The organism is Chitinibacter sp. S2-10 (assembly GCF_046530675.1).
Classification (GTDB): Bacteria; Pseudomonadota; Gammaproteobacteria; order Burkholderiales; family Chitinibacteraceae; genus Chitinibacter.
In genome coordinates this window covers 1,080,688-1,100,413 of the sequence record NZ_CP172558.1, presented here as the reverse complement: position 1 = coordinate 1,100,413, position 19,726 = coordinate 1,080,688, and the positions used below count along the sequence as shown (strand labels likewise).

19 protein-coding genes are annotated in these 19,726 nt (G+C 53.9%); 13 read left to right on the top strand and 6 right to left on the bottom strand.

What is annotated here, in order from left to right; genetic code table 11:
• Nucleotides 1–104: 104 nt before the first annotated feature.
• Nucleotides 105–1,022 carry an HDOD domain-containing protein gene (locus ACG2XO_RS05330; RefSeq protein ID WP_410499786.1) on the top strand — a complete coding sequence of 306 codons (918 nt, stop codon included), beginning with the start codon at nucleotides 105–107 and terminating at the stop codon, nucleotides 1,020–1,022.
• The gene (locus ACG2XO_RS05325) at nucleotides 1,019–3,070 is read left to right on the top strand and encodes a putative bifunctional diguanylate cyclase/phosphodiesterase (RefSeq protein ID WP_410499785.1); all 2,052 of its coding nucleotides are present in this window, start codon (nucleotides 1,019–1,021) and stop codon (nucleotides 3,068–3,070) included. Before ACG2XO_RS05330 ends, ACG2XO_RS05325 begins: the two co-directional genes overlap by 4 nt.
• Nucleotides 3,071–3,193: 123 nt before the next feature.
• Here ACG2XO_RS05325 and ACG2XO_RS05320 read toward each other — a convergent pair whose 3' ends face one another.
• A complete protein-coding gene (locus tag ACG2XO_RS05320; RefSeq protein WP_410499784.1) occupies nucleotides 3,194–4,693 on the bottom strand; it encodes a YifB family Mg chelatase-like AAA ATPase in 1,500 nt (499 codons plus the stop codon).
• 71 nt (nucleotides 4,694–4,764) lie between these two features.
• Here ACG2XO_RS05320 and ACG2XO_RS05315 point away from each other — a divergent pair, with 71 nt between their 5' ends.
• From ACG2XO_RS05315 to ACG2XO_RS05305, 3 genes are read left to right on the top strand one after another with little or no spacing between them, the layout of a single operon-like run.
• Nucleotides 4,765–5,793 (top strand): sensor histidine kinase, encoded by a 1,029-nt coding sequence (locus ACG2XO_RS05315; protein WP_410499783.1) that lies wholly within the window; start codon nucleotides 4,765–4,767, stop codon nucleotides 5,791–5,793.
• Nucleotides 5,762–6,538, top strand: coding sequence for a LytR/AlgR family response regulator transcription factor (locus ACG2XO_RS05310; protein ID WP_410499782.1), 777 nt, complete (start codon nucleotides 5,762–5,764; stop codon nucleotides 6,536–6,538). The genes ACG2XO_RS05315 and ACG2XO_RS05310 overlap by 32 nt, the downstream gene beginning before the upstream one ends.
• On the top strand, nucleotides 6,528–6,938 hold the full coding sequence (locus ACG2XO_RS05305; RefSeq protein WP_410499781.1) for a DUF2721 domain-containing protein: 411 nt from the start codon (nucleotides 6,528–6,530) through the stop codon (nucleotides 6,936–6,938). The genes ACG2XO_RS05310 and ACG2XO_RS05305 overlap by 11 nt, the downstream gene beginning before the upstream one ends.
• Before the next feature lie 69 nt (nucleotides 6,939–7,007).
• Here the strand turns inward: ACG2XO_RS05305 and ACG2XO_RS05300 are convergent, their stop codons facing one another.
• From ACG2XO_RS05300 to ACG2XO_RS05290, 3 genes are all read right to left on the bottom strand, one after another.
• Nucleotides 7,008–7,385 carry a diacylglycerol kinase gene (locus ACG2XO_RS05300; RefSeq protein ID WP_410500229.1) on the bottom strand — a complete coding sequence of 126 codons (378 nt, stop codon included), beginning with the start codon at nucleotides 7,383–7,385 and terminating at the stop codon, nucleotides 7,008–7,010.
• A complete protein-coding gene (locus ACG2XO_RS05295; protein ID WP_410499780.1) occupies nucleotides 7,376–8,131 on the bottom strand; it encodes a BPSS1780 family membrane protein in 756 nt (251 codons plus the stop codon). The genes ACG2XO_RS05300 and ACG2XO_RS05295 overlap by 10 nt, the downstream gene beginning before the upstream one ends.
• A 235-nt stretch (nucleotides 8,132–8,366) precedes the next feature.
• Nucleotides 8,367–9,563: an acetate/propionate family kinase gene (locus tag ACG2XO_RS05290; RefSeq protein WP_410499779.1), complete on the bottom strand. Its 1,197-nt coding sequence runs from the start codon at nucleotides 9,561–9,563 to the stop codon at nucleotides 8,367–8,369.
• Nucleotides 9,564–9,716: 153 nt separating this feature from the next.
• Here ACG2XO_RS05290 and ACG2XO_RS05285 point away from each other — a divergent pair, with 153 nt between their 5' ends.
• Nucleotides 9,717–10,229 carry a biotin/lipoyl-containing protein gene (locus ACG2XO_RS05285; protein ID WP_410499778.1) on the top strand — a complete coding sequence of 171 codons (513 nt, stop codon included), beginning with the start codon at nucleotides 9,717–9,719 and terminating at the stop codon, nucleotides 10,227–10,229.
• Between the two features lie 20 nt (nucleotides 10,230–10,249).
• Here the strand turns inward: ACG2XO_RS05285 and ACG2XO_RS05280 are convergent, their stop codons facing one another.
• Nucleotides 10,250–11,131 (bottom strand): helix-turn-helix transcriptional regulator, encoded by an 882-nt coding sequence (locus ACG2XO_RS05280; protein ID WP_410499777.1) that lies wholly within the window; start codon nucleotides 11,129–11,131, stop codon nucleotides 10,250–10,252.
• A gap of 106 nt (nucleotides 11,132–11,237) precedes the next feature.
• On the opposite strand from ACG2XO_RS05280, the gene ACG2XO_RS05275 reads away from it, so the two are divergent.
• From ACG2XO_RS05275 to ACG2XO_RS05245, 7 genes are all read left to right on the top strand, one after another.
• Complete coding sequence (locus ACG2XO_RS05275; protein WP_410499776.1) at nucleotides 11,238–12,206, top strand: phosphotransferase; 969 nt, start codon at nucleotides 11,238–11,240, stop codon at nucleotides 12,204–12,206.
• Nucleotides 12,207–12,210: 4 nt separating this feature from the next.
• On the top strand, nucleotides 12,211–13,575 hold the full coding sequence (locus ACG2XO_RS05270; protein ID WP_410499775.1) for an alpha/beta hydrolase: 1,365 nt from the start codon (nucleotides 12,211–12,213) through the stop codon (nucleotides 13,573–13,575).
• A gap of 310 nt (nucleotides 13,576–13,885) precedes the next feature.
• Nucleotides 13,886–14,911: an ATP-binding cassette domain-containing protein gene (locus tag ACG2XO_RS05265; RefSeq protein WP_410499774.1), complete on the top strand. Its 1,026-nt coding sequence runs from the start codon at nucleotides 13,886–13,888 to the stop codon at nucleotides 14,909–14,911.
• Entirely contained in the window at nucleotides 14,908–15,693 is a 786-nt protein-coding gene (locus ACG2XO_RS05260) for an ABC transporter permease (protein ID WP_410499773.1), read from the top strand. Before ACG2XO_RS05265 ends, ACG2XO_RS05260 begins: the two co-directional genes overlap by 4 nt.
• Before the next feature lie 12 nt (nucleotides 15,694–15,705).
• The gene (locus ACG2XO_RS05255) at nucleotides 15,706–16,059 is read left to right on the top strand and encodes a hypothetical protein (protein WP_410499772.1); all 354 of its coding nucleotides are present in this window, start codon (nucleotides 15,706–15,708) and stop codon (nucleotides 16,057–16,059) included.
• A gap of 62 nt (nucleotides 16,060–16,121) precedes the next feature.
• Nucleotides 16,122–17,459 (top strand): MATE family efflux transporter, encoded by a 1,338-nt coding sequence (locus tag ACG2XO_RS05250; protein WP_410499771.1) that lies wholly within the window; start codon nucleotides 16,122–16,124, stop codon nucleotides 17,457–17,459.
• 103 nt (nucleotides 17,460–17,562) lie between these two features.
• Nucleotides 17,563–18,345 (top strand): ABC-2 family transporter protein, encoded by a 783-nt coding sequence (locus ACG2XO_RS05245; RefSeq protein ID WP_410499770.1) that lies wholly within the window; start codon nucleotides 17,563–17,565, stop codon nucleotides 18,343–18,345.
• A 90-nt stretch (nucleotides 18,346–18,435) separates the two neighbouring features.
• Here ACG2XO_RS05245 and ACG2XO_RS05240 read toward each other — a convergent pair whose 3' ends face one another.
• Entirely contained in the window at nucleotides 18,436–19,653 is a 1,218-nt protein-coding gene (locus tag ACG2XO_RS05240) for a S8 family peptidase (protein ID WP_410499769.1), read from the bottom strand.
• Between the last annotated feature and the right edge of the window lie 73 nt (nucleotides 19,654–19,726).

Genomic DNA, 19,726 nt, shown 5'->3' with positions numbered 1-19,726 from the left:
TTTGTGTGATCGCGAGCAAGCCAGCGGTAGCGTGCGCGGCTTTAAGTCTTGCTGCACAGTGCTCGGCGGTCTACTTTGGTAGGGAGACTTTTTGAGCATCCGTCATGCAATTACTGCAACTCTCTCCATTGTGGAATCGTGATCATCATTGGCAGGGTATTCTTGCTACGGGCTCCCTGGGGCAATTGCAATCACTCGATGTATTACTGGCCGAATCGGCCATTGCGAATCATTTTGCATACTACGCCGATTCGCCGGAACTGCATGCCAGAGTGCTGCAGCCATTCAGTGAAGGGCAATGGCTGAGCGGGGTTGATCAGGCTGGACAACTCGATGCGATGCGGGAAGACCAGCTGGCATTTGGTCGCTGGTATACCGTTGCGGGCGAGCAAATGTGTGCCTCTGCCAAACCTGAATTGCTGGAACTGATGTCGCTGGTTGCCGCTGATGCTGAAACCGAAGCGTTGGAGCGCATATTTAGCCGTACGCCGGAATTGACTTTCCGTTTATTGAAACTAGTCAACTCGGTCGGCATGCGCTCGCGAATTCAGATCGACAGTATTCGCCATGCCATTACCGTGCTGGGACGTAATCAGCTCAAACGCTGGGTTCAGCTACTGATGTACGCCGAGCAATTTTCCGAATCCGACCGGATTGCCCCGCTCTTGCTGGCGGCCTTGTTGCGTGCGCGACGGCTGGAATCCTGGGTACAGCATGGCTGGCTCAATGCGCCGGCAGAATCGGCCTTTTTGCTGGGGATGTTGTCGTTGCTGGATCAGTTATTCAAGAAACCGTTGCCCGAACTGGTTGCCAGCTTGCCATTGGGTGATGAAATGAGCGCAGCATTATTAGAAAAATCAGGGGTATTAGGTCAGGCTCTAACCCAGTCAATCGATATGGAGGTATACCTGGGTAATGTACGTTGGGTAATTCGTCCGCTGGATCAGCCGGAGCTGTGGGTGAAATCCGAGCTGGAGGTTTATCGCTGGGTCGGAATGCTGGCAGAGAGCATGCAGCGATGAGCCCGACATACAATGAACTGGCACCAGCGATCCGCATTCTGGGCGATATTGATGCTTCGCTGATCACGCTCGACCTGGAAGGGTATATCACCGGCTGGAATGGTGGTGCTGAGCGTCTGTTTGGTTATACCAGCGCCGAAGTGATCGGCAAGCATGTGCTGATTCTGTACGCCGATGAAGTCGAGGCCGATGTTGAGTTCTATAACCGGATCATTAACGATGGCCAGATCACGATGGAGGTCAAGCGGCGGCATAAAAACGGGCGTGAATTTTGGGTAAGGATTCATCTGACGTTGGTTCACGACGAAACCGGCAGACCATTGCGAATGGTCGGTTTCTTGCACGATATCAGCAATCAGATTTCCGATCAGTTGCGCTCGCGCTTGCTCGCTTCTGTTTTCAAAAGTACGCCCGACGCCATTGTGATTACCGATTGTGAGCGGCGATTGGTCGAATGCAATCCGGCGTATCTGCAATTGATGCTCACTCAATCAGATCAGTTGCTGGGTCAGATTCCACCCTTTCTGAGTATGGATGCCGGACGCAATGAGGCGCAGACCATTCAGGCTCATTTGCAAAGCACCGGGCATTGGGAAGGTGAGTTGTGGATCAATCGCAGTGACGGTGGGACGATTCCTGTCTGGGTCAGTTTGAGCACGGTTCACGATAAAAATAATCAACTCCAGCATTATTTTGCCGTACTGGCTGATTTGAGCGAAAGAAAAGCCGCCGAGGCGCAGATTTTCCGGCTGGCGTATTTTGATACTCTGACCAAGCTGCCCAATCGCAGTCATTTGTTTGCATTACTCGAACAGGCTTTAAGCGAAGCGCGACGCCTGCAACGCTGTGGCGCCCTGCTGTGTTTTAACATTGCCGGTTTCAAAGCGATGAATGATTCCTTCACCCATCGCGGTGGTGACGAAATTCTGGTCGTGGTCGCGGAACGTATCCGTTCCTGCTTGCGTGATGAAGATGTTTTATCACGCTTTGGCGGTGATGAATTTTGTATAGGCTTGTTTAATATACGTCATCGTGAGGACGCGGCGATTGTTGCCGAGCGGATTCTGGCGGCAGTGAGCGTCCCCTGTTTGATTGACCTCGAAGAAATCGTCATCAAAGCGCATATCGGTATCAGTGTGTTTCCCGATGACGGCCGCGATGCGGATACATTGATCAATCTGGCAGCAATTGCGATGAATCGCGGCAAGCAAAGCCGACATCCAACGCTGTTTTACAGCAGTGATATGAACCAGCGCTCGCGCGCACGCCTGAAACTGAGTACCGATTTGCATTATGCGCTCGAGCGCAATGAATTCGTGCTGTATTACCAGCCGCAAGTCGAGTCGAAATCCGGCCGGATTTGCGGTGCTGAGGCTCTGATCCGCTGGCATCATCCGCAACGGGGTTTGGTGCCACCTAATGAATTTATCCCGTTTGCCGAAGAAGGCGGCCTGATTGTCAGTATCGGTACCTGGGTTTTTACCGAAGCCTGCAGGCAGATGGCCGAATGGCGGCGCAAGGGCTTGCCGCTGGAGCGCGTTGCGGTCAATCTTTCTGCGCGCCAGTTCAGTCGTGCATTACCGGGACAATTGCAGGCGATTATCAACGAATTTCAGATTTCGGCCAGCCAGATCGAGCTGGAAATTACCGAAACGCTGCTGATGAAATCCGATGAAGATGTCACGCTCATTTTGAATGAATTGCATGAGATCGGTTTCAGTCTGGCGCTGGACGATTTTGGTACGGGTTATTCGAATCTGGGATATTTGCGGACTTTTCCGCTCGATTTTCTGAAAATCGATCAAAGCTTTGTTCGCGGCCTGCCAGATAATGAAGGTAATGTCGCGATTGTGCGGGCCATTATCGGTATTGCGCTCAATCTGAATTTACAACTCATCGCCGAAGGCGTTGAAAGCGAAGTCGAAGCGCAGTTTCTGGCCGGTCTGGATTGCCATCATTTGCAAGGGTATTACATGGCCAGACCTTTGCCAGCGGCCGAATTCGAGCAGCTATTCACCCCACCTGAGCGTTCCTTGCTGAAATATTGATTTAAGTAGACAAGCAAAAGTTTTCCAGCATCGTTACCTCGCCTTGTCGTATGTGTGTACTGCCTGCGGCTTCGGTGCCTTGCTGGACGGGGTAGCCTTGAGCCCAAACTTTTGCACGCTTACTTATTCGATTCCGCGTCGGTATTGAATCGCTTCGGCAATGTGCTGGCTGGAGATGTGTTCGCTGGCAGCCAGATCGGCCACTGTGCGCGCTACGCGTAAAACCCGATGGTAAGCGCGCGCCGACCAGGCCAATTGGCTGACCGCTTTTTGCAATAAGGCCAACCCTGTTGCATCAAGCTGGCAATATTCGTCGACGGCCTGGCTATTCAATGCGGCGTTATGCTTGCCCTGACGGGTATGCTGACGCCTTCGCGCCTGTGCGACACGCTCCCTGACCGACAAACTGGCTTCGCCTGCCTGTCGGCTGAACAAAACTTCGTCGGGCAGCGCTCCGACTTCGACAACCATATCAATCCGGTCGAGCAAGGGGCCTGAAATGCGGCCGCGGTAACGGGCGATCTGCTCGGGGGTGCAGCGGCAGGCTTTTTTCGGGTGGCCGCGATAGCCGCAAGGACAAGGATTCATCGCCGCGACCAGCTGAAATTGCGCCGGAAACTCGGCCTGTCGCGCTGCGCGGGAGATATGAATTTTGCCGTTTTCCAGCGGCTCGCGCAGCACTTCCAGTACTTTACGGTCATATTCGGGTAATTCATCGAGAAACAGCACGCCGTGGTGCGCCAGTGAAATTTCGCCAGGTTGCGGAATACTGCCACCCCCAACCAGTGCAACACTCGATGCTGTATGGTGCGGTGCACGAAAAGAGCGGTATCCGAATTGAGCAGGGTCGAGCCCCTTGGCACTCAGAGATTGTATTGTTGCCGCTTCAAGTGCCTCGGTTTCGTTTAAAGGCGGTAATAAGCCGGGTAAGCGTTGTGCCAGCATCGATTTACCAGTCCCTGGTGGGCCGATTAGCAGTAATGAATGATTACCCGCTGCAGCGATTTCCAACGCCCGCCGTGCCGGAAGCTGGCCTTTGACATCGGCCAGATCAGGATAGACAGGGGATGAATGAGTTTGGGACGCTTGGGCGAATGACAGTGTGCTAGACGATTCGGCGCTAAAGTGCTGACAGACTTCAAGCAAATGTTCGGCTGCCAGTACGGCGGCATCTCGGATAAGCGCCGCTTCGGCCGCGCTGCTCTGGCTGATGACCAGCGTTCGCCCCGCATCGCGAGCCGCCATGGCCAAAGCCAGCCCGCCGCGGATGGCTCGCAATTGACCGGTAAGCCCCAATTCGCCGGCAAATTCATATTCAGCCAGTTTGTCCGACGGCATTTGTCCGCTGGCAGCTAGAATACCGATGGCGATGGCCAGATCATAATGTCCGGCACCTTTGGGCAAATCGGCAGGCGCGAGGTTGACAGTAATTCTTCGGGCTGGAAACTCAAATCCGGCGACTTGAATGGCGGCCCGTACCCGCTCGCGCGCTTCGCGTACCTCTGTATCGGCCAAGCCGACCAGATTGAATGCAGGAAGTCCGTTGGCCAAATGAACCTCGACGCTGACCAGTTGTGCCTGCATACCATCAAGTGCGCGAGAAAACAGGACTGCCAATGACATAGCTATCCTTATACGATGCTATTGTAAACATTACAGTTTAAGAATGATTTTGACGGTTTGGGAAAGATTTGATGGAACAATACAAGCCGGTGATGCCGGATTTTCGTAATTTTGGCGTTGTTTTGCGCGCCTTAATGTTGGTGCATATCGGCATGTTGCTCTATGTCTGCGCAGCAATCAGCAGCTGGAGCGAATGGGCTGTCAGATTGGGTGATGTCGCTTTCTGGGTCGAGCCGATTTTGATGGGGTCAATGTCATTGCTGGCTTTGTTTGCGCCATTTTTGCAGCGATGGCTTTATCAACGGGCTTTGGTGCTGGTCTATGGCATTGTGTTGTCTTGGGCTGCACTGGTGCATCAAGTGTTTAGCAAGTTGTTGTTTGAGCTGTTGACGGTCAGTCTGATGCAGATGCTGATGCTGGTGTTGATAACGACTGCGCTGCTGATGTGGCATTACCAGCTCTGGTTGAAAACGCTTTCGCCACGACTAGCCGAAGCGCGGCTGCTGGCTTTGCAGGCTAGGATTCGGCCGCATTTTTTCTTTAATAGTTTGAATGCAGTGCTATCTTTAATTCGCAGCCAGCCAAAACTGGCTGAGCATTTGCTGCAAAATTTGTCTGAATTATTTCGGGTTGCAATGGGGACGCAATCTTCATTGTCGAGCTTGAAGCGTGAAGTCGAGCTGGCTAAGGGTTATCTGGAAATCGAAAAGGTCAGGCTGGGCGAGCGGCTGAATATCGAATGGCATATCGACAATATGCCGGAAAAAGCATCGATTCCACCGTTGATTTTGCAGCCTTTGCTCGAAAATGCGGTTTACCATGGCATTGAGCCCAGCATCGAACCCGGAACGATTCACATCAATATTTTCCGCTCGCGCGCTGAAGTTCATATCAACATTCGTAACCCGCTCTTGCCCAATGTCGTTGCCAAATCGGGGAATGGTATGGCGCAGGAAAATGTGCGTGAGCGATTGCTGCTGTATTTCGATGCCGAGGCAAACTTAAGCATTCAGCGTGGAAATGACTATTATCAAATACATATCGTGCTGCCCTTTAGGGAGCTGAACAATGAACAAACCGTTGCGCCTGTTTTTAGTTGATGACGAATTACCGGCCTTGATGCGCCTGCAAGACCTGTTGGGGGATTGTGCGCAGGAGTGCCCGCACGTGATCGTTGGTACTGCCACCAATGGGATGACTGCGTTGCCTCAAATTGCCGAACATGAAATCGACGTTGTGATTCTGGATATCCAGATGCCACAAATGAGCGGAATCGAAGTCGCGCGCAAATTGCTCAATCTATCCCGTCCTCCGGCGGTTATTTTTGCGACGGCGTTTGAAGATTATGGCGTGGCCGCCTTTGATGTTCGTGCAGTTGATTATCTGCTCAAGCCGATCCGCACCGAACGGCTGCTTTCGGCGTTAAAACGGGTGCTTGAATTGCGCCACAGCCCGGTTGAAGCGGGCAGCAGCATACCGGCCAATGACGGTGCGCGCAGTCATTTCAGCGTTTCCGAGCGCGGCAGAGTACATCTGATTCCGGTTTCCGAAGCGCGCTTTCTGAAAGCCGAGCAAAAATACATTACCTTGCGCACGCACGATCGCGAATACCTGCTCGAAGACTCACTGACCAAGCTTGAAGATGAATTTGGATCAAAGTTTGTGCGAATACATCGCAACTGTCTGGTTTCCCGCGATAGTATTGCCGGGTTCGAGCGCGAATCGGTCAATGGCGGTGGTGAAGGTCACTGGGTGGTGATTTTGCGCGATGTGCCAGAACGTTTGCCGGTCAGCCGCCGCCAGCAGCATGTGATCAAGGATTTCAAGAAAGGCCATGATGGATAATTTCAGTATCACCACACCATCGCTGCTGTTCCCCGCCATTTCATTGCTGATGCTCGCCTATACCAATCGCTTTCTGGCCATTTCGGGCATTATTCGCCAGCTCTATGAACATCACCGGGACAAGCCTCAAGAAAATATCCTGCGCCAGCTGAGCAATCTCAAAATGCGTGTCTGGCTGATTCGTTATATGCAGGCATTTGGCATCAGCAGTTTGCTGCTGTGTATTGTTTCGATGATCCTGGTGTCGCTATCGCATCTGGGCTGGGCGTGGGGATTGTTTGTCAGCAGCCTGCTGCTGATGATTATTTCGCTGGTGCTGTGTCTGCTCGAAGTGATGGTTTCGGACGCTGCGCTGAAAATTTTGCTGGCCGATATCGAGGAAGACAGTCCTCAAGGATGATGGTTGGGTATGTTGCTGTAGGTTTTTATAAATGAGGGCTATGGGCATATACCCATAGCCATTTGTTTATCAGGCGAGTAAAACCAGTGCCCACATGATACTCAGATTGATCAGGCCGATCAGTTGCGCTGCGCTGCCCAGATCTTTGGCGCGTTTGGCCAGATGGTGTTTTTCCAACGAGGTGTGATCGACAGCTGCTTCAATCGCCGAATTGAGCAGTTCGACAATCACGCAGGCCAGATGGCTCAATACCAATACGGCTTTACCCCAGATTGGCAAGGGTAACAGCAGTGCCAGCGGGACGCCGATGATGGCCATCACGGAGACCTGCCGGAACGCCGCTTCGTTCTGCCAGCCGGCCAGCAGACCATCAATCGAATAACCCAGCGCATTTAAAACACGCTTGACGCCGGTTTTGCCTTTGAATGGGCTTTCACTCACGACAATTCTCCCTGACCATCTGCAAAAATATCGGCATAACACACATAACTGGTAATCAGCACCACCGGCAAGCCGACCAGCAAGCCCAGAAAAGCCGGCAGCATCAGCACAATGAGCAACAAGCTGCCGAGCAATGACATCAGCAAAATTGGCGACCAATTACGCCAGAACGCCAGAAACGACATTTTCATCGCATCGGCTGCGTTCATTTCATTCAGAACGACCAGAGCGGGTGCGAAGAAATAAGTACTGTAAACCAGAGCGAAACAGGCCAGCATCAGCAATCCCAACGGCCAGAGATGCTCGATCTGCTCGAGAGATTCTAGCGTATCGGGCAGCACATCAATCAGCCCCATCCATTGCAATAGGCCAAGCAGCCCGCTGAAAACAAACAGCAGCAAGACCGTTCCGAGCATGTAATACGCACCGACTTTCACCAGTTCGAAACTGCGGAATTTGAATCCGGCAAACAGATCATTGATTTGCGGTGCAATGCCATGCGCCCCATTATGCGCGGCGATCATCAGGCCGCCGAGCAAGACCGGGCCTAGCAGCGTGCTGGCAAAGCCGCCAATCAGCGGCAGCAGGCTGATGCCGAGCATGATGACAATAAACAGCGCAGTCAGCCCCAGCCAGATCAGCGGATTTAGGCGAAAAAGTGCAAAGGCTTGCACGATCCATTGCCAGCCATGCATCGTCGGTACACGGCGCGGTTCGATTTCCAGATCAACAATGACATCTTGTTCTTGCATGCAGCACCTGAGAGGGATGAACAAATTCCGCTAATGCTAGCAGCAAGTGTGCTGCTTGGGCACTTTTCATCGGGCTCAATGAAAAAGAGCGGGTTATAGCCCGCTCGTTAAAATGACGTTGACGATAAATAGTAAGCCAAAAATTTTCCAGCATCGTTACCTCGTCTTGTCGTACTACTTGTACTGTCTGCGGCTCGGTGCCTTGCTGGAAAACTTTTGTATGGGTACTTATGACTCAGGCCTTGACCGTTGCCAGTGCTTGTCGCGCAATCATCAGTTCTTCATTGGTCGGGATGACATAAACGCTCACTTTGCTGTCGGCCAGACTGATGCGGCGTGGTTCGCCCGAACGGACTGCGTTGGCTGCTTCGTCGAGCTCGACGCCGAGCCAGCGCAATTGATGGCAGACATTGGCACGCGTGAGCGCATCGTTTTCACCGATCCCGGCGGTAAAGACCAGACAATCAAGACCGCCGATTGCCGTCGCCAGCGAAGCGGTTTCGCGAGCGACACGGTTGGCGAAATAATTGATCGCCAGCTTGGCGCGTGGCTCGTCACTCGCCTGCAAAGCGCGCATATCGCTCGAAATGCCCGACAGACCCAACAGTCCCGATTCCTTGTACAGCAGTGTTTCGATCTGCTTGGCGTCCATTTTCAGATGATTCATCAGATGCAGCAGCACGCCGCCGTCGATATTGCCGCAACGCGTTCCCATTGCCAGCCCTTCGAGTGCGGTAAAGCCCATCGTCGTCGCCTGACAAACACCCTTGAGCAAGCCGGCCATCGACGAGCCATTACCCAGATGCGCAACGACGGTGCGCCCCTCAAAAGCGCGCGTATCGATTTGCGGCAAAACGCTGGCAATGTATTCATACGAGAGACCGTGAAAGCCGTAACGGCGGATCCCCTCTTGTTGCGAAAACTCGTACGGCAAGGCGTAAAGCTGGTTGATTTCGGGTTGCGTCGTGTGAAAGGCCGTATCGAAACAAGTCACTTGCGGTGCGTTCGGTAGCAATTCCTGCAAAATCCGGATCGGCGCAATATTATGTGGCTCGTGCAGCGGAGCGAGCGGGATTAGCGCTTCCAAACCGGCGATCAGCTCGGGCGTGACCTGTTCCGGGTGAGAGTATTTCGTTCCGCCGTGCACGACGCGATGGCCGATCACCTTGATCTCGCGGCCGCCCAGCCGTGCCTGCAGCCATGCCAACATATGACGCAGCGCATAATCGTGATTTTTCGGTTTATCGGCAGGCAGGGTTTCGTCAGCCACTTTATTGTCTGCGGCATCCTTGGCGCTAAATTGCGGCGCGACATACAGCCCTTCCATTTGCCCCTTGAACAGCACTTGCGGATCGGCCGCGCCAGCAGTTTCAAACAGTGAAAACTTGATGCTGGAAGAACCTGCATTAATGACTAAGACCAGATCGCTCATCAGAAACTCCTAAAGACTGGGAAAATCGCCGCACCTGCTTTGCCAGTCTTGCGTGCAGCGCTTTATTTAATTGATACTGACAGATCGCAGCATAGTTTAGTTTGTTTTACGCCAAGATGGTTTGGCGTATATCAAAGCCTTGGACGGTAAATAATGACGATCAGTTATACCACTCACCTGATTTGTGCCCCCGAGCTGCCCGAGGCTGCCGAGGTCGCCGTGTTTCACGTGAAACCGGGGCAACAAGTCGCAGGCGACAGTCTGTTGATCACCTTGCTCGCCGCCGATCAGGAATGGCAGGTTGTTGCTCCTGAAGAAGGGCAAGTCACCAGTCTGATGGTGCAGCGTGGTGATTTTGTGCAAAGCGCCGATTTGTTGCTCTTGATGGAAATTGCCGAAAAACCCAGCGCCGACTATCTGTTTGACCTCGACGACGGGCAGGCTGCTGATCCGGCATTCTGCGCCCCACCGCCTGTATCGCCGATAGTCCACGCCGGTTTGAGCCCGGCTCTATCAGTCAGCCCGGCTGCGGCGACACTGGCCGCCCGACTCGGGCTGGATTTAAGCCGTCTTGCGGCTGATGAGCTGATCGACGAAGACGCGGTGCTGGAATTTGCCCGGCAAGAATTAACGGCGCTAGGCAAAATACGCAAGTTACTCTCCTAGGGTATATTTTGGTGGGCGGCTCAAGGCATAGGTTTGATGGCGATACCCTTGGTAATTTGACTGGGTGAAACGCCGAAATGTTGGCGAAAGCGCCGCGAGAAGCTGGCGACTTCCCGATATGCGACGGCGCTGGCTACCGCGCTCACCGGCATGCCCGTGGCCAATAATTCGCGGGCACGTTGCATGCGTATGGCAAAAACCTGCTGCCCCGGCGGCAGCCCCAGATGACTCAGGCACAGTCTATGCAAATGCGCCGGTGTAATTTGGAGTTGCTGCGCGAGTTGTTCGACCGGCCAATCGTGCGCTGGCGCTTTGGCGACTTCGCTGAACAGTGCGTGCAATTGCTGCGGCCAACCCAGCCGTGTATCGGCAGCTCCGACTGCGCGCTCGAGCTGGATGCTCAGCATTTCCAATGCTTGCATAACCAGGGTATAGCCATGTCCGTTTTGATTTAACTGGGCTTCACGCTGATACAGGGATAGGGCATCGTGTAGTAGCCAGCCCGCATCGCTGTCTTTGACATAGCAATGCGGCTGAACCAGATGCGCCCAGCGCACGTCGTTATTAAGCAGAAACCACGCCAAATGCAAAGGCGCATCGCCCGTGCGCCGAAAGCCGCGTTGCCCGCGCATCGGTTGAAAAGCCATTTGCCCGGCGTGAAACGGCCAGGTTTGCTCACCTTCAAATAACTCGCCTTCGCCGCCCAGGCAAAACAGCAGCACATGGAAATTGGCGTCAATCCGCTCGATTTCGCTTCTGCCGCAAGCCTCGGAAATACCGCACATAAAAAAGCCACGCTCGCGCATCGGCGGGTGTGATGGCTTATGAAACACATGCGCGCCAACGAGGCGATTCCAGCCATTGTCGTCACAATCGAAGCGTTCGTAATAAATCAGCGCCATGGTGTTTTGATGAGAGTTTTGAACAAATCAGAGGTGATCTTCGGGCATTCCAATGGAATAAACAAGCTGATTAAATAAAATGATTATTCAGCATTTGGTAATTGTGATGTCAGAACCGTTTGCAGCAACTCTCGCTGATCTCTGCTCTCCCTATGTCGAAGCCGCACTCGCCTGCTATCTGGCACAGTTTGGCGTGGCAGCAAGCCTGGATCAGGAAATTGCCGGTTTTTATGGCACTGCCGTGCTATTGCATGGCGCTGCGGGTGTTTCAGGTGATGTTGTTGTCAAATTTGGCTGGCAGCCGGGGCGTGTGGAACGAGAAATCGCCGGTTTAGCGCGCCTGCGACCACATTGCCGCGTGCCGATGCCGCAAGTGCTGGGAAGTGGCATGGCAGACCTAGGTTATCCAATCGAAACACTATTGCTGAGCCGCCTGCCCGGCGTCGCCCCGTGGGACGTTGCCAAACCGTGGGCGCATCCTGAGCACACCGCGCAGCAAGTGGTCGATGTCTTGCTCGGCTGGCACGCCGTCAGCGACGCACGCGGTTTTGAATTGCCCAACGGCTGTTTTGTTGCTGATTTGCTGAGCGCGTTTGAAGCGTGGACTTTGCCCTTGCACGACTATGTGCAAAGCGATGCCTCACCATTTACGCCGCAACAAAAACGCGCCTATGCGCTGCTGTGGCAGGCGCGCCAATGTTTTCTTGCGCCGCTGGCGGGCATGCCATCGAGCCTGGTGCACGACGATCCGCACGCGGGCAATTTCCTGTTTGACGCGCAAACCGGCGAACTACTCGCCGCACTGGACCCGTGCGATGTGGCCTTCCGCCATTGCGAGCAGGATATTTTCCACCTCGCCGACGTTGCGCCCGAGCTCAATCTGCTCGAAACCTATTTACAGCACTACGCCGCTCCGCCCGGCTTTGCCGCACGGCGCTGGTTCTTTTCTTTGTGGGACGACGCCAAGCACAGCCGCAATCTGCGCTGGTACGACGCGCAATGGTTTGACGACAAATTGGCGAAATTGGCCGCAGAAGATGCGGTGTTTGCTGATGAAATTGTGTGCAAGGATTAAAAACATGGATACACAGAAGTTGCTGATTTGTCTGGTGCTGAGCATTGGCGCAGTGAATATGGCTACTGCCGCCGATCGCGTGCTGCTGCGCGAAAATATGGACTCGGACACCAGCCAGTGGATAGGCCAGAAAGGCGACGGCAGCGTGCCGCTGTTTGGTCACTTTGTGGCCGACCCTTTGGGTGGCGATAAAAAAGTGCTGCGCTTTGACAAGAAAGTCATGGGCGGCGACTTTTTCTCGAAAGCGCGTTTCAAAGCAGGCAAGTATCGCTTGTCGTTTGATTATCTCGGCACTTGTCCGGCGAAAAACTGCGGCGGCGTGATCGGTATTTCGTCCGATTTTCCCGGCCGAACGACTTGGCTGGCAGGTACTGCGGCGGGTTTTCCGCACACCTTGCGTGATGGCCATCAGTGGCAGCATTACGATCTGACGGTCGATGCGGCGTTCAATTTCCATCTGGTGCTCGAGCATTGGGTCGAATCGGCTGGCGCAGTCGGCACCGTGCATTTTGCTGGCATCGAGCTGGCCGCTCTCAACGACCAAGGCGGTGTGATGGCGGCGGGCGCTAGCACCGATTACCGTAACCTCACGCTGCAAAGTAAGGCGCTGCAAAAGACTATGCGCGTGCAGGTCTATCTGCCGCAAGGCTATGACGCAGCAAAAAAATACCCGGTGCTGTACTGGTTGCCCGCGTTCAATAACAGCGAAAGCGACGCGCTGTATAACACCGGCCTTGGCGGTCTTGCCGACGAACTGATTGCAAAAGGCCAGCTGCAGCCGATGATTATCGTCGCGCCGCAGGCCGACAATAGCTGGTATACCAATACCGCCAGCGCGCCGTCCGAGCGCACTTTTCGCAGCGACCGCTTTGGCGAAGGCCGCTACGAGGATTACTTGCTAGCCGAGCTGATTCCGTGGACTGAAAAACAGTTTGCCGTCGATGCCCGACCCGCTGCACGCTGGATAGGCGGGATTTCAATGGGCGGCTACGGCGCGGTGGCGCTGGCTTTACGCCATCCGACGACGTTTAGCCGCGTCGGCGGCCATAGCCCGGCGATCTTGGGCGCAGGCCGTGCCAATTACCGTTTTGGCGAATTTGTCCTCAACTGGCTCTACCCCGACGTCGCAACGCGCTCGGTGCGCGACCCGATGTTGCTGGTTAAAAACGCACCGCTCGATGGCATGCAATTCTGGCTGGACGCCGGTGAACAGGATTTTGAAATCCTTAAAGAAAGCAAAGATTTCGCCGCTCAACTGAAGCTGCGCGGCGCGCAATATCAATTCAGCACCGGCGCGGGTGGGCACGACAGCTTTTACTGGAATGAAGAACGCTTAAATCTCTATTTGCGTTTTTATGGCGGGGTTTAAGCGCTCGCATCCAGTTCCCCCTCCATGAAGGCATGAGTATCTACACAACGCCATTGGTGGCTTAAAACACAGCAAGTTGAGCTACCGCAGCAGTTTCCCCCTTTGTAAAAGGGGGATTAAGGGGGATTTGGCTCTATTTGGGCAGTCAAATACTGCACTTAAATTGCGCAAAAATCCCCCCTAGCCCCCCTTCGACGAAGGGGGGAACAAATGCGAAAAACTGGTGTAGATACTCATGCCATGAAGGGAAATCAAGACTCGTCAGCGTTGTTGGTATCGCTGATGGATTAATGAAAATAGGTAGAAAATAATGCTCATCCAAGCCCAAAACCTCAGCCGCATTTACAAAACCCCGCGCGCCGCGAGCAACTGGCAGGAGCGCTTTACCCAGCTATTGCAGCCGCAATACAACGAAAACAAATCCGTTAGCGAGGTGAGTTTTGACATCGCGCGCGGCGAATGCGTGGCCTTGGTTGGCCCCAATGGCGCGGGCAAATCGACGACGATCAAAATGCTGACCGGCATTCTGGCGCCATCGAGTGGTCGTGTGACGGTGGCGGGGTTTGACCCGATGCGGCAGCGCCAGCAATATGTCAAACGGATTGGTGTCGTGTTTGGTCAGCGCTCGCAATTGTGGCAAGACCTGCCGGTACGCGACTCGTTTGCCATTTTGCAGGCGCTGTTTGACGTGCCGGACGCCGTGTACCAGCAACAGCTCAAACTGTTTCGCGCTGATGGCGGTATGGATGAGTTCTGGGATAGACCCGCGCGCACGCTGAGCCTAGGGCAGCGCATGCTGTGTGAAATTGCCGCCGCATTTCTGCACGCGCCCGAAGTCGTTTTTCTCGACGAACCAACAATAGGTCTCGATCTGGAAATGAAATCACGGATGCGCGCGCTGATACGCAAGCTCAATCAGGAAGCCGGAACGACGGTGCTGATTACCTCGCACGATGTCGGCGATATTGAGCGACTTACCCGCCGTTTGCTGCTGATCGACCACGGCACGCTGCGTTTTGACGGCAGTTTAAGTGATTTTCGTGCTCACGCCGGTGACGGGCGCTGGTGGGCGGCGCGGGTTGATGCTAGCCAGATTGCTGCGGCGAATGAAGTGCTCGCCGCGCATCCGGCCGCTCTGGCTGTGCGTAGCAATGGCGACTGGCTGGAAGTCGCTCGCCACGACGACGCCCTCCCCTTTGCCGATTTGGTCAAGACACTGGCCCCATTTACCGTACATGAAATCAAGCCAGTCGAGCAGAGCTTTGAAGACTTGCTGCATGGGTTTTATGTCGGCAAACAGCTGCGCTCCGATGTGGCGGAGGAAGCTGCTGTATGAAGCACAGATTGAAAGCCTGTACTGCTTTGGCATGGGGTAATGCCCGCATCGTCGCGACAGATAAGCGTGGCAGAGCCATACTCACCCTGGGTTATCTCTTGGGCATGTGGTTGCTGTATTACCTGTGGCAGGCTTTGTACGCCGGAAATGATCGGCATGCCGGTATGAATTTCTCGACGGCTTTGCTGCATGTCGCGACGGCGCAAACGCTATTTGCCGTGTTGCAGGCCTTTGGCGACTGGCGGCTGGCGCGAGAGATTCGTTCGGGAGAAGTGGCAACCGCCTTGACGCAACCTGTCTCGCTGCCACTGCGTCATGCCGCCATGTCACTGGGGCGCGTGCTGGCGCAAGCGGCCTATTTTTTGCCCGCCTTTGGCGCGTTTCTGTTATGGGCCGGTCTGCGCCTGACGCCCAGCTCGTGGCTGCTGGCGATTGCGTCAATCGCCTTGTCCTTTGTGCTGCTGTTCTGTATTGATTTTGTCGTTGGTCTGGCGGGCTTTATCGCCACCGATTTATGGGGCATCACCGCCAGCAAGGATGTGGTGGTGCAGTTTCTGGGCGGCGCACTGATCCCGCTCGCCTTCCTGCCCGCAGGCGCGCAAGCCATTTTGCATTGGCTGCCTTTTGCGCATTTTTTTAATACACCGGTGAGCTATCTCACCGGGCAAATGAGCGATATCACGCCGCTATTGATTCAGGCCGTGTGGGCTTTGCTGTTTGTTGGCGCGGCCAACTGGGCGAGCCGAGTGATTCAGCGCAGGTTGGTTATTTTTGGTGCTTGAACAGGAGGAAAAATGATGGATAACAACCCGTTTATTGGTGCATGGCAACTGGTGTCGGGCGAATGTGGCGAGCCCGGACAGACGGTTGAGATTTACGATATGAATGCCCTCAGCTCACGCAAAGTGATTACCGAGCGGCACTTTACTTTTCTGACGCTCAAAGACGGTGCTTTTTATGCGTCGGCCAGCGGTACTTATACTTTTGATGCCGAGCGTTATACAGAGTCTCCCGATATGGCGTCATACGGTGCGATGGTCGGCCAGAGCTATGTGTTTCAGTTCCAACTGATCGACGATTTGTGGCACAACCGCCGTTTCGAAGGCGAGCGTCAGGTCGAATATGAAATCTGGCGGCGGGTGGGATAGATCTAACGCGATGATTTAGGCACTTCGGAGGTGCCGGATAAAAACTGATCAAGGTGTCGGGAATGAAAAAAGAATTGTATAAATTTTATGCGCTGGCGATTCCGGTGACGATGCAGTTGTTGTTTTTATCGGCACGCAATATCGCCGACATTTTGATGACTTCATCGCTGGGTATGACACAGGTAGCCGCTGTCGGTATTTCGGGCAAAGCCATTATGGTCGGGCTGGTTGCGCTGGGTGGTTTGGTCAGTGGTTGCAGTGTGCTGGGGGCGCAATATTGGGGCGAGCAGAATATTGTCGGTTTGCGTAAATCGGTCTGGCTGGCTTTGGCGACATCCAGCCTGTTTGTGTTGTTACCTATCCTCATTTTGTTCACGTTTGCGGCACCGCACTGGCTGAGTTTGGCGAGTCAGGATGCGGCATTGATTGCTAATGCGGCAGCCTATTTACAAATCTTTGCATTCGCTTTTGTCTTTCTGTCAATTAACAATGTGGCGGGAATTGCATTGCGCGTTTCGGGTCGTGCATCGATGGCGACTTATGCCAGCCTGATTGGCGTCTTGCTCAATGTGCTGCTGAGCTATGTATTGATTTTTGGTATAGCGGGTTTTGCGGCGCAGGGCATTCTGGGTGCTGCTTGGGGGACTGTCATCAGTGCCGCAGTCGAATCGATGCTGCTGCTGGGCTACTTTCTGCTGAAAGGCTCCGCTCTGCTGCCCCGGCTGGGCGATTTGGTATCGATCACGCGGCAGGAAATCGGCACCTACACTGCAATTTCGATTCCCGCAACGATCAACGGCCTGCTGTGGGCGCTGGGGATTTTTATTTACAGCATGATATATGGTCGCATGGGAACTGCGTCGCTTGCGGTGATGGCGTCATTAACGCCACTCGAATCGATCAGTGCTGCAATCGAGCAGGGCCTGGCGACTGCAACGGCAATTTTGCTTGGCAATACACTGGGGCAAGCCCGGTTCGATCAGGCCAAGACGGATGGTCACAAATATCTGAAATACAGCATTTTCACATCGATTACCCTCGGCGTATTGCTGCTGGCCGTCATGCCCTTATTTCTGAACCTGTTCAGGCTCGATGGCGATAAAGCCAGCATTGCGATCAGTATTTATATGATTATGGTGCTGACTTTCTGGGTCAAAACGATTAATGCAGTCGGCATTAGTGGCGTGCTGCGTAGTGGTGGCGATGTGGGTGCTGGGCTCAAAATTGATTTGATCGGCCAGTGGGGAATCGGGATTCCACTGGCAATGCTTGGGGCATTTGTCTTCAAGTTCAGTTTGCCGGTGATTTTTGTACTGGTCATGCTCGAAGATATCTCGAAGGCGATGTTGACGCGTTTGCGGATCAAGCAATATTTCTGGTTGCGCAAAGTTATCGCATGAAGTGGCTGAGCAGAAGTTCAGTCAAATTGCGCACAGCAAAAACACAGGCCCACGCACAGCTTGTTAATAACTTGCTCACAAACTTATCCACAGGAAGGGTAGTATGACTTTTGCCACCGCCTACCTGCGCATGGCGCGCGCCGACGCAGCGGCAAAACTGGAAAATCGCGCCGATTTTGGCCTGATTATGCTTGGCGTGATCTCAACGTCGCTCGCCAGCATGCTGACGGTCTACTTTATGCTGGGTGCTTCGGGCTCGGTGATGGGCTGGAGTCGTGGCGAAATCATCTTTATGCAGGGCTTTATGTTCACGATTTTTGCGCCGCAAAGCAGCTGTTATAACGCGATGTATTGGGTGGAGGTCTGGCTGAAAAACGGCGATTTCACACGGTTTTACACCCGCCCTGGCCATCCGCTGCTGCTTTTGGCGCTTGAGCGTTTTCATCCGCAGGGTTTCATCTGCCTGTTTACCGGCTTGGCGTATTGCATTTTCGGCTTGTGGAATACGCCATTTCTGCTCGACGGGATGTTCTGGCTTAAATTCTGGATCATGGTGCCATTTGCGGCGATTGTGTTGCTATTTGTCAATATGATGGCTGTATCGAGCTGCTTCTGGTTTGGTGAGTCGTTTGCGATGCAGATCACCGTCGGTAAGCTGACCGATATGTCGCGTTACCCGCTCGAGCTTTTCCCCAAACTCGCCCGCTATGCTTTTATGGCTTTACCGCTGGCCGGCATTGTTTGGTGGCCCAGTCTGGCTTTGCTGCGCGATGCAAATGTCTGGAGCACGATCACGCTAATGGCCGCTATTGCCGCAACTTCGCTGTACGCGCTGCACTGGCAGTGGAAATTGGGAATGCGGCATTGGGCGGGTGCGGGTGGTTAACGGGCGATCAAGTCTTGTGGATAAGTGCTGTGGATTATTTCCGCCTTCCTTCGAAGGGTTAAAGGAAGGCGGCGCTGACATCTACATCAGCTAAGGCAAAGGCACAGTATTGAGCAGATTAATCAAGCGACCATCTTTGCTTGTGGTGCTTAATTTGAATGCTTCCAGCTTCAATTTGTATTCGATTTCCTGAGGTGTCGCGCTCGCTTCATTAGACCATTGCGACCACGTTGCCCAGTAAAGCGCAGCAGCGCCGGCGGTATGAGGCGATGCCATTGATGTGCCTGACATGGTGGTCACTCCACCTTTGAGCTTGGTCGACAAGATACTGACCCCCGGCGCCCAGATATCGACGCATGGCCCGTAATTGCTCCATGAGGCTTCCTTATCGGCCGAATCAGTCGCGGCCGTGGTGACGATGCCATTATTGATATTGCCGCCCACTCGTGCGGGAGAACTATTGCAGGCGTTGGCGCCGCTATTGCCTGCTGCCAGCGCATAAAAAACGCCCAGATTGGCTGAACGGACAATGGCATCGTCCAGCGCCTGACTGACGCCGCCGCCCAGACTCATATTGGCAATGGCGGGTCGTACTGCATTGGCTGTGACCCAGTCCACGCCTTTGATCACGCCCGACATCGACCCCGATCCGTTGCAGCCGAGGACTTTGACGCCAGTCAGTGGCAAGCCGGGAGCAACGCCGACGACGTAAGCATCATTATCTTTGGCGGCAATCGTTCCGGCGACGTGAGTACCGTGGCCATTGCAATCAGCATTTTGCCCTCCGGCAAAATTGACGTGCCGAACCAGATTCAGATCCGGATGTGCATAGACGCCCGTATCAATGACATAAACATTAATACCACTGACCGATCCCGAGCCGTTGCCGGCCAGTGTCCAGCTCTGATCAGCCCCGATCCGGTCTATGCCCCAGGGCAAGGTTTGAGCAATGATGCTGACGGGCTGGTCCGGTTCGATATATGCCACCGACTTGTCGAGTCGCAAGGCATCAATCTGGCTCTTGTTCAGCCTGGCTGCAAACCCGCGTGTGGCATAGCTGAATACATGATTGGCCTTGAATTGATGATGTGATTCCAGCTTTTGCACCACACCGAGCAAACCCTGATCGAGATAATTCCAAGCCTCGGGGTTGGCCGCCATCCTTTCATCGGCTTTGGCCAGCCCGTGAAATCTCGTCGATGTGGTGTTGTTATGAAAAATAACGATGACATCACTGGTCTCGCTGGGCGGTGCTGCGACTACGACACCGGAGCCCAGTGTTGCGAGCAGCAGAAAAAGAGCTTTCATGATCACGCCTCCTACTGAAGGGTTCATGTCGGGAAACGATGCCGTATTCAGCTGCAAGTCATTGATTGGCATC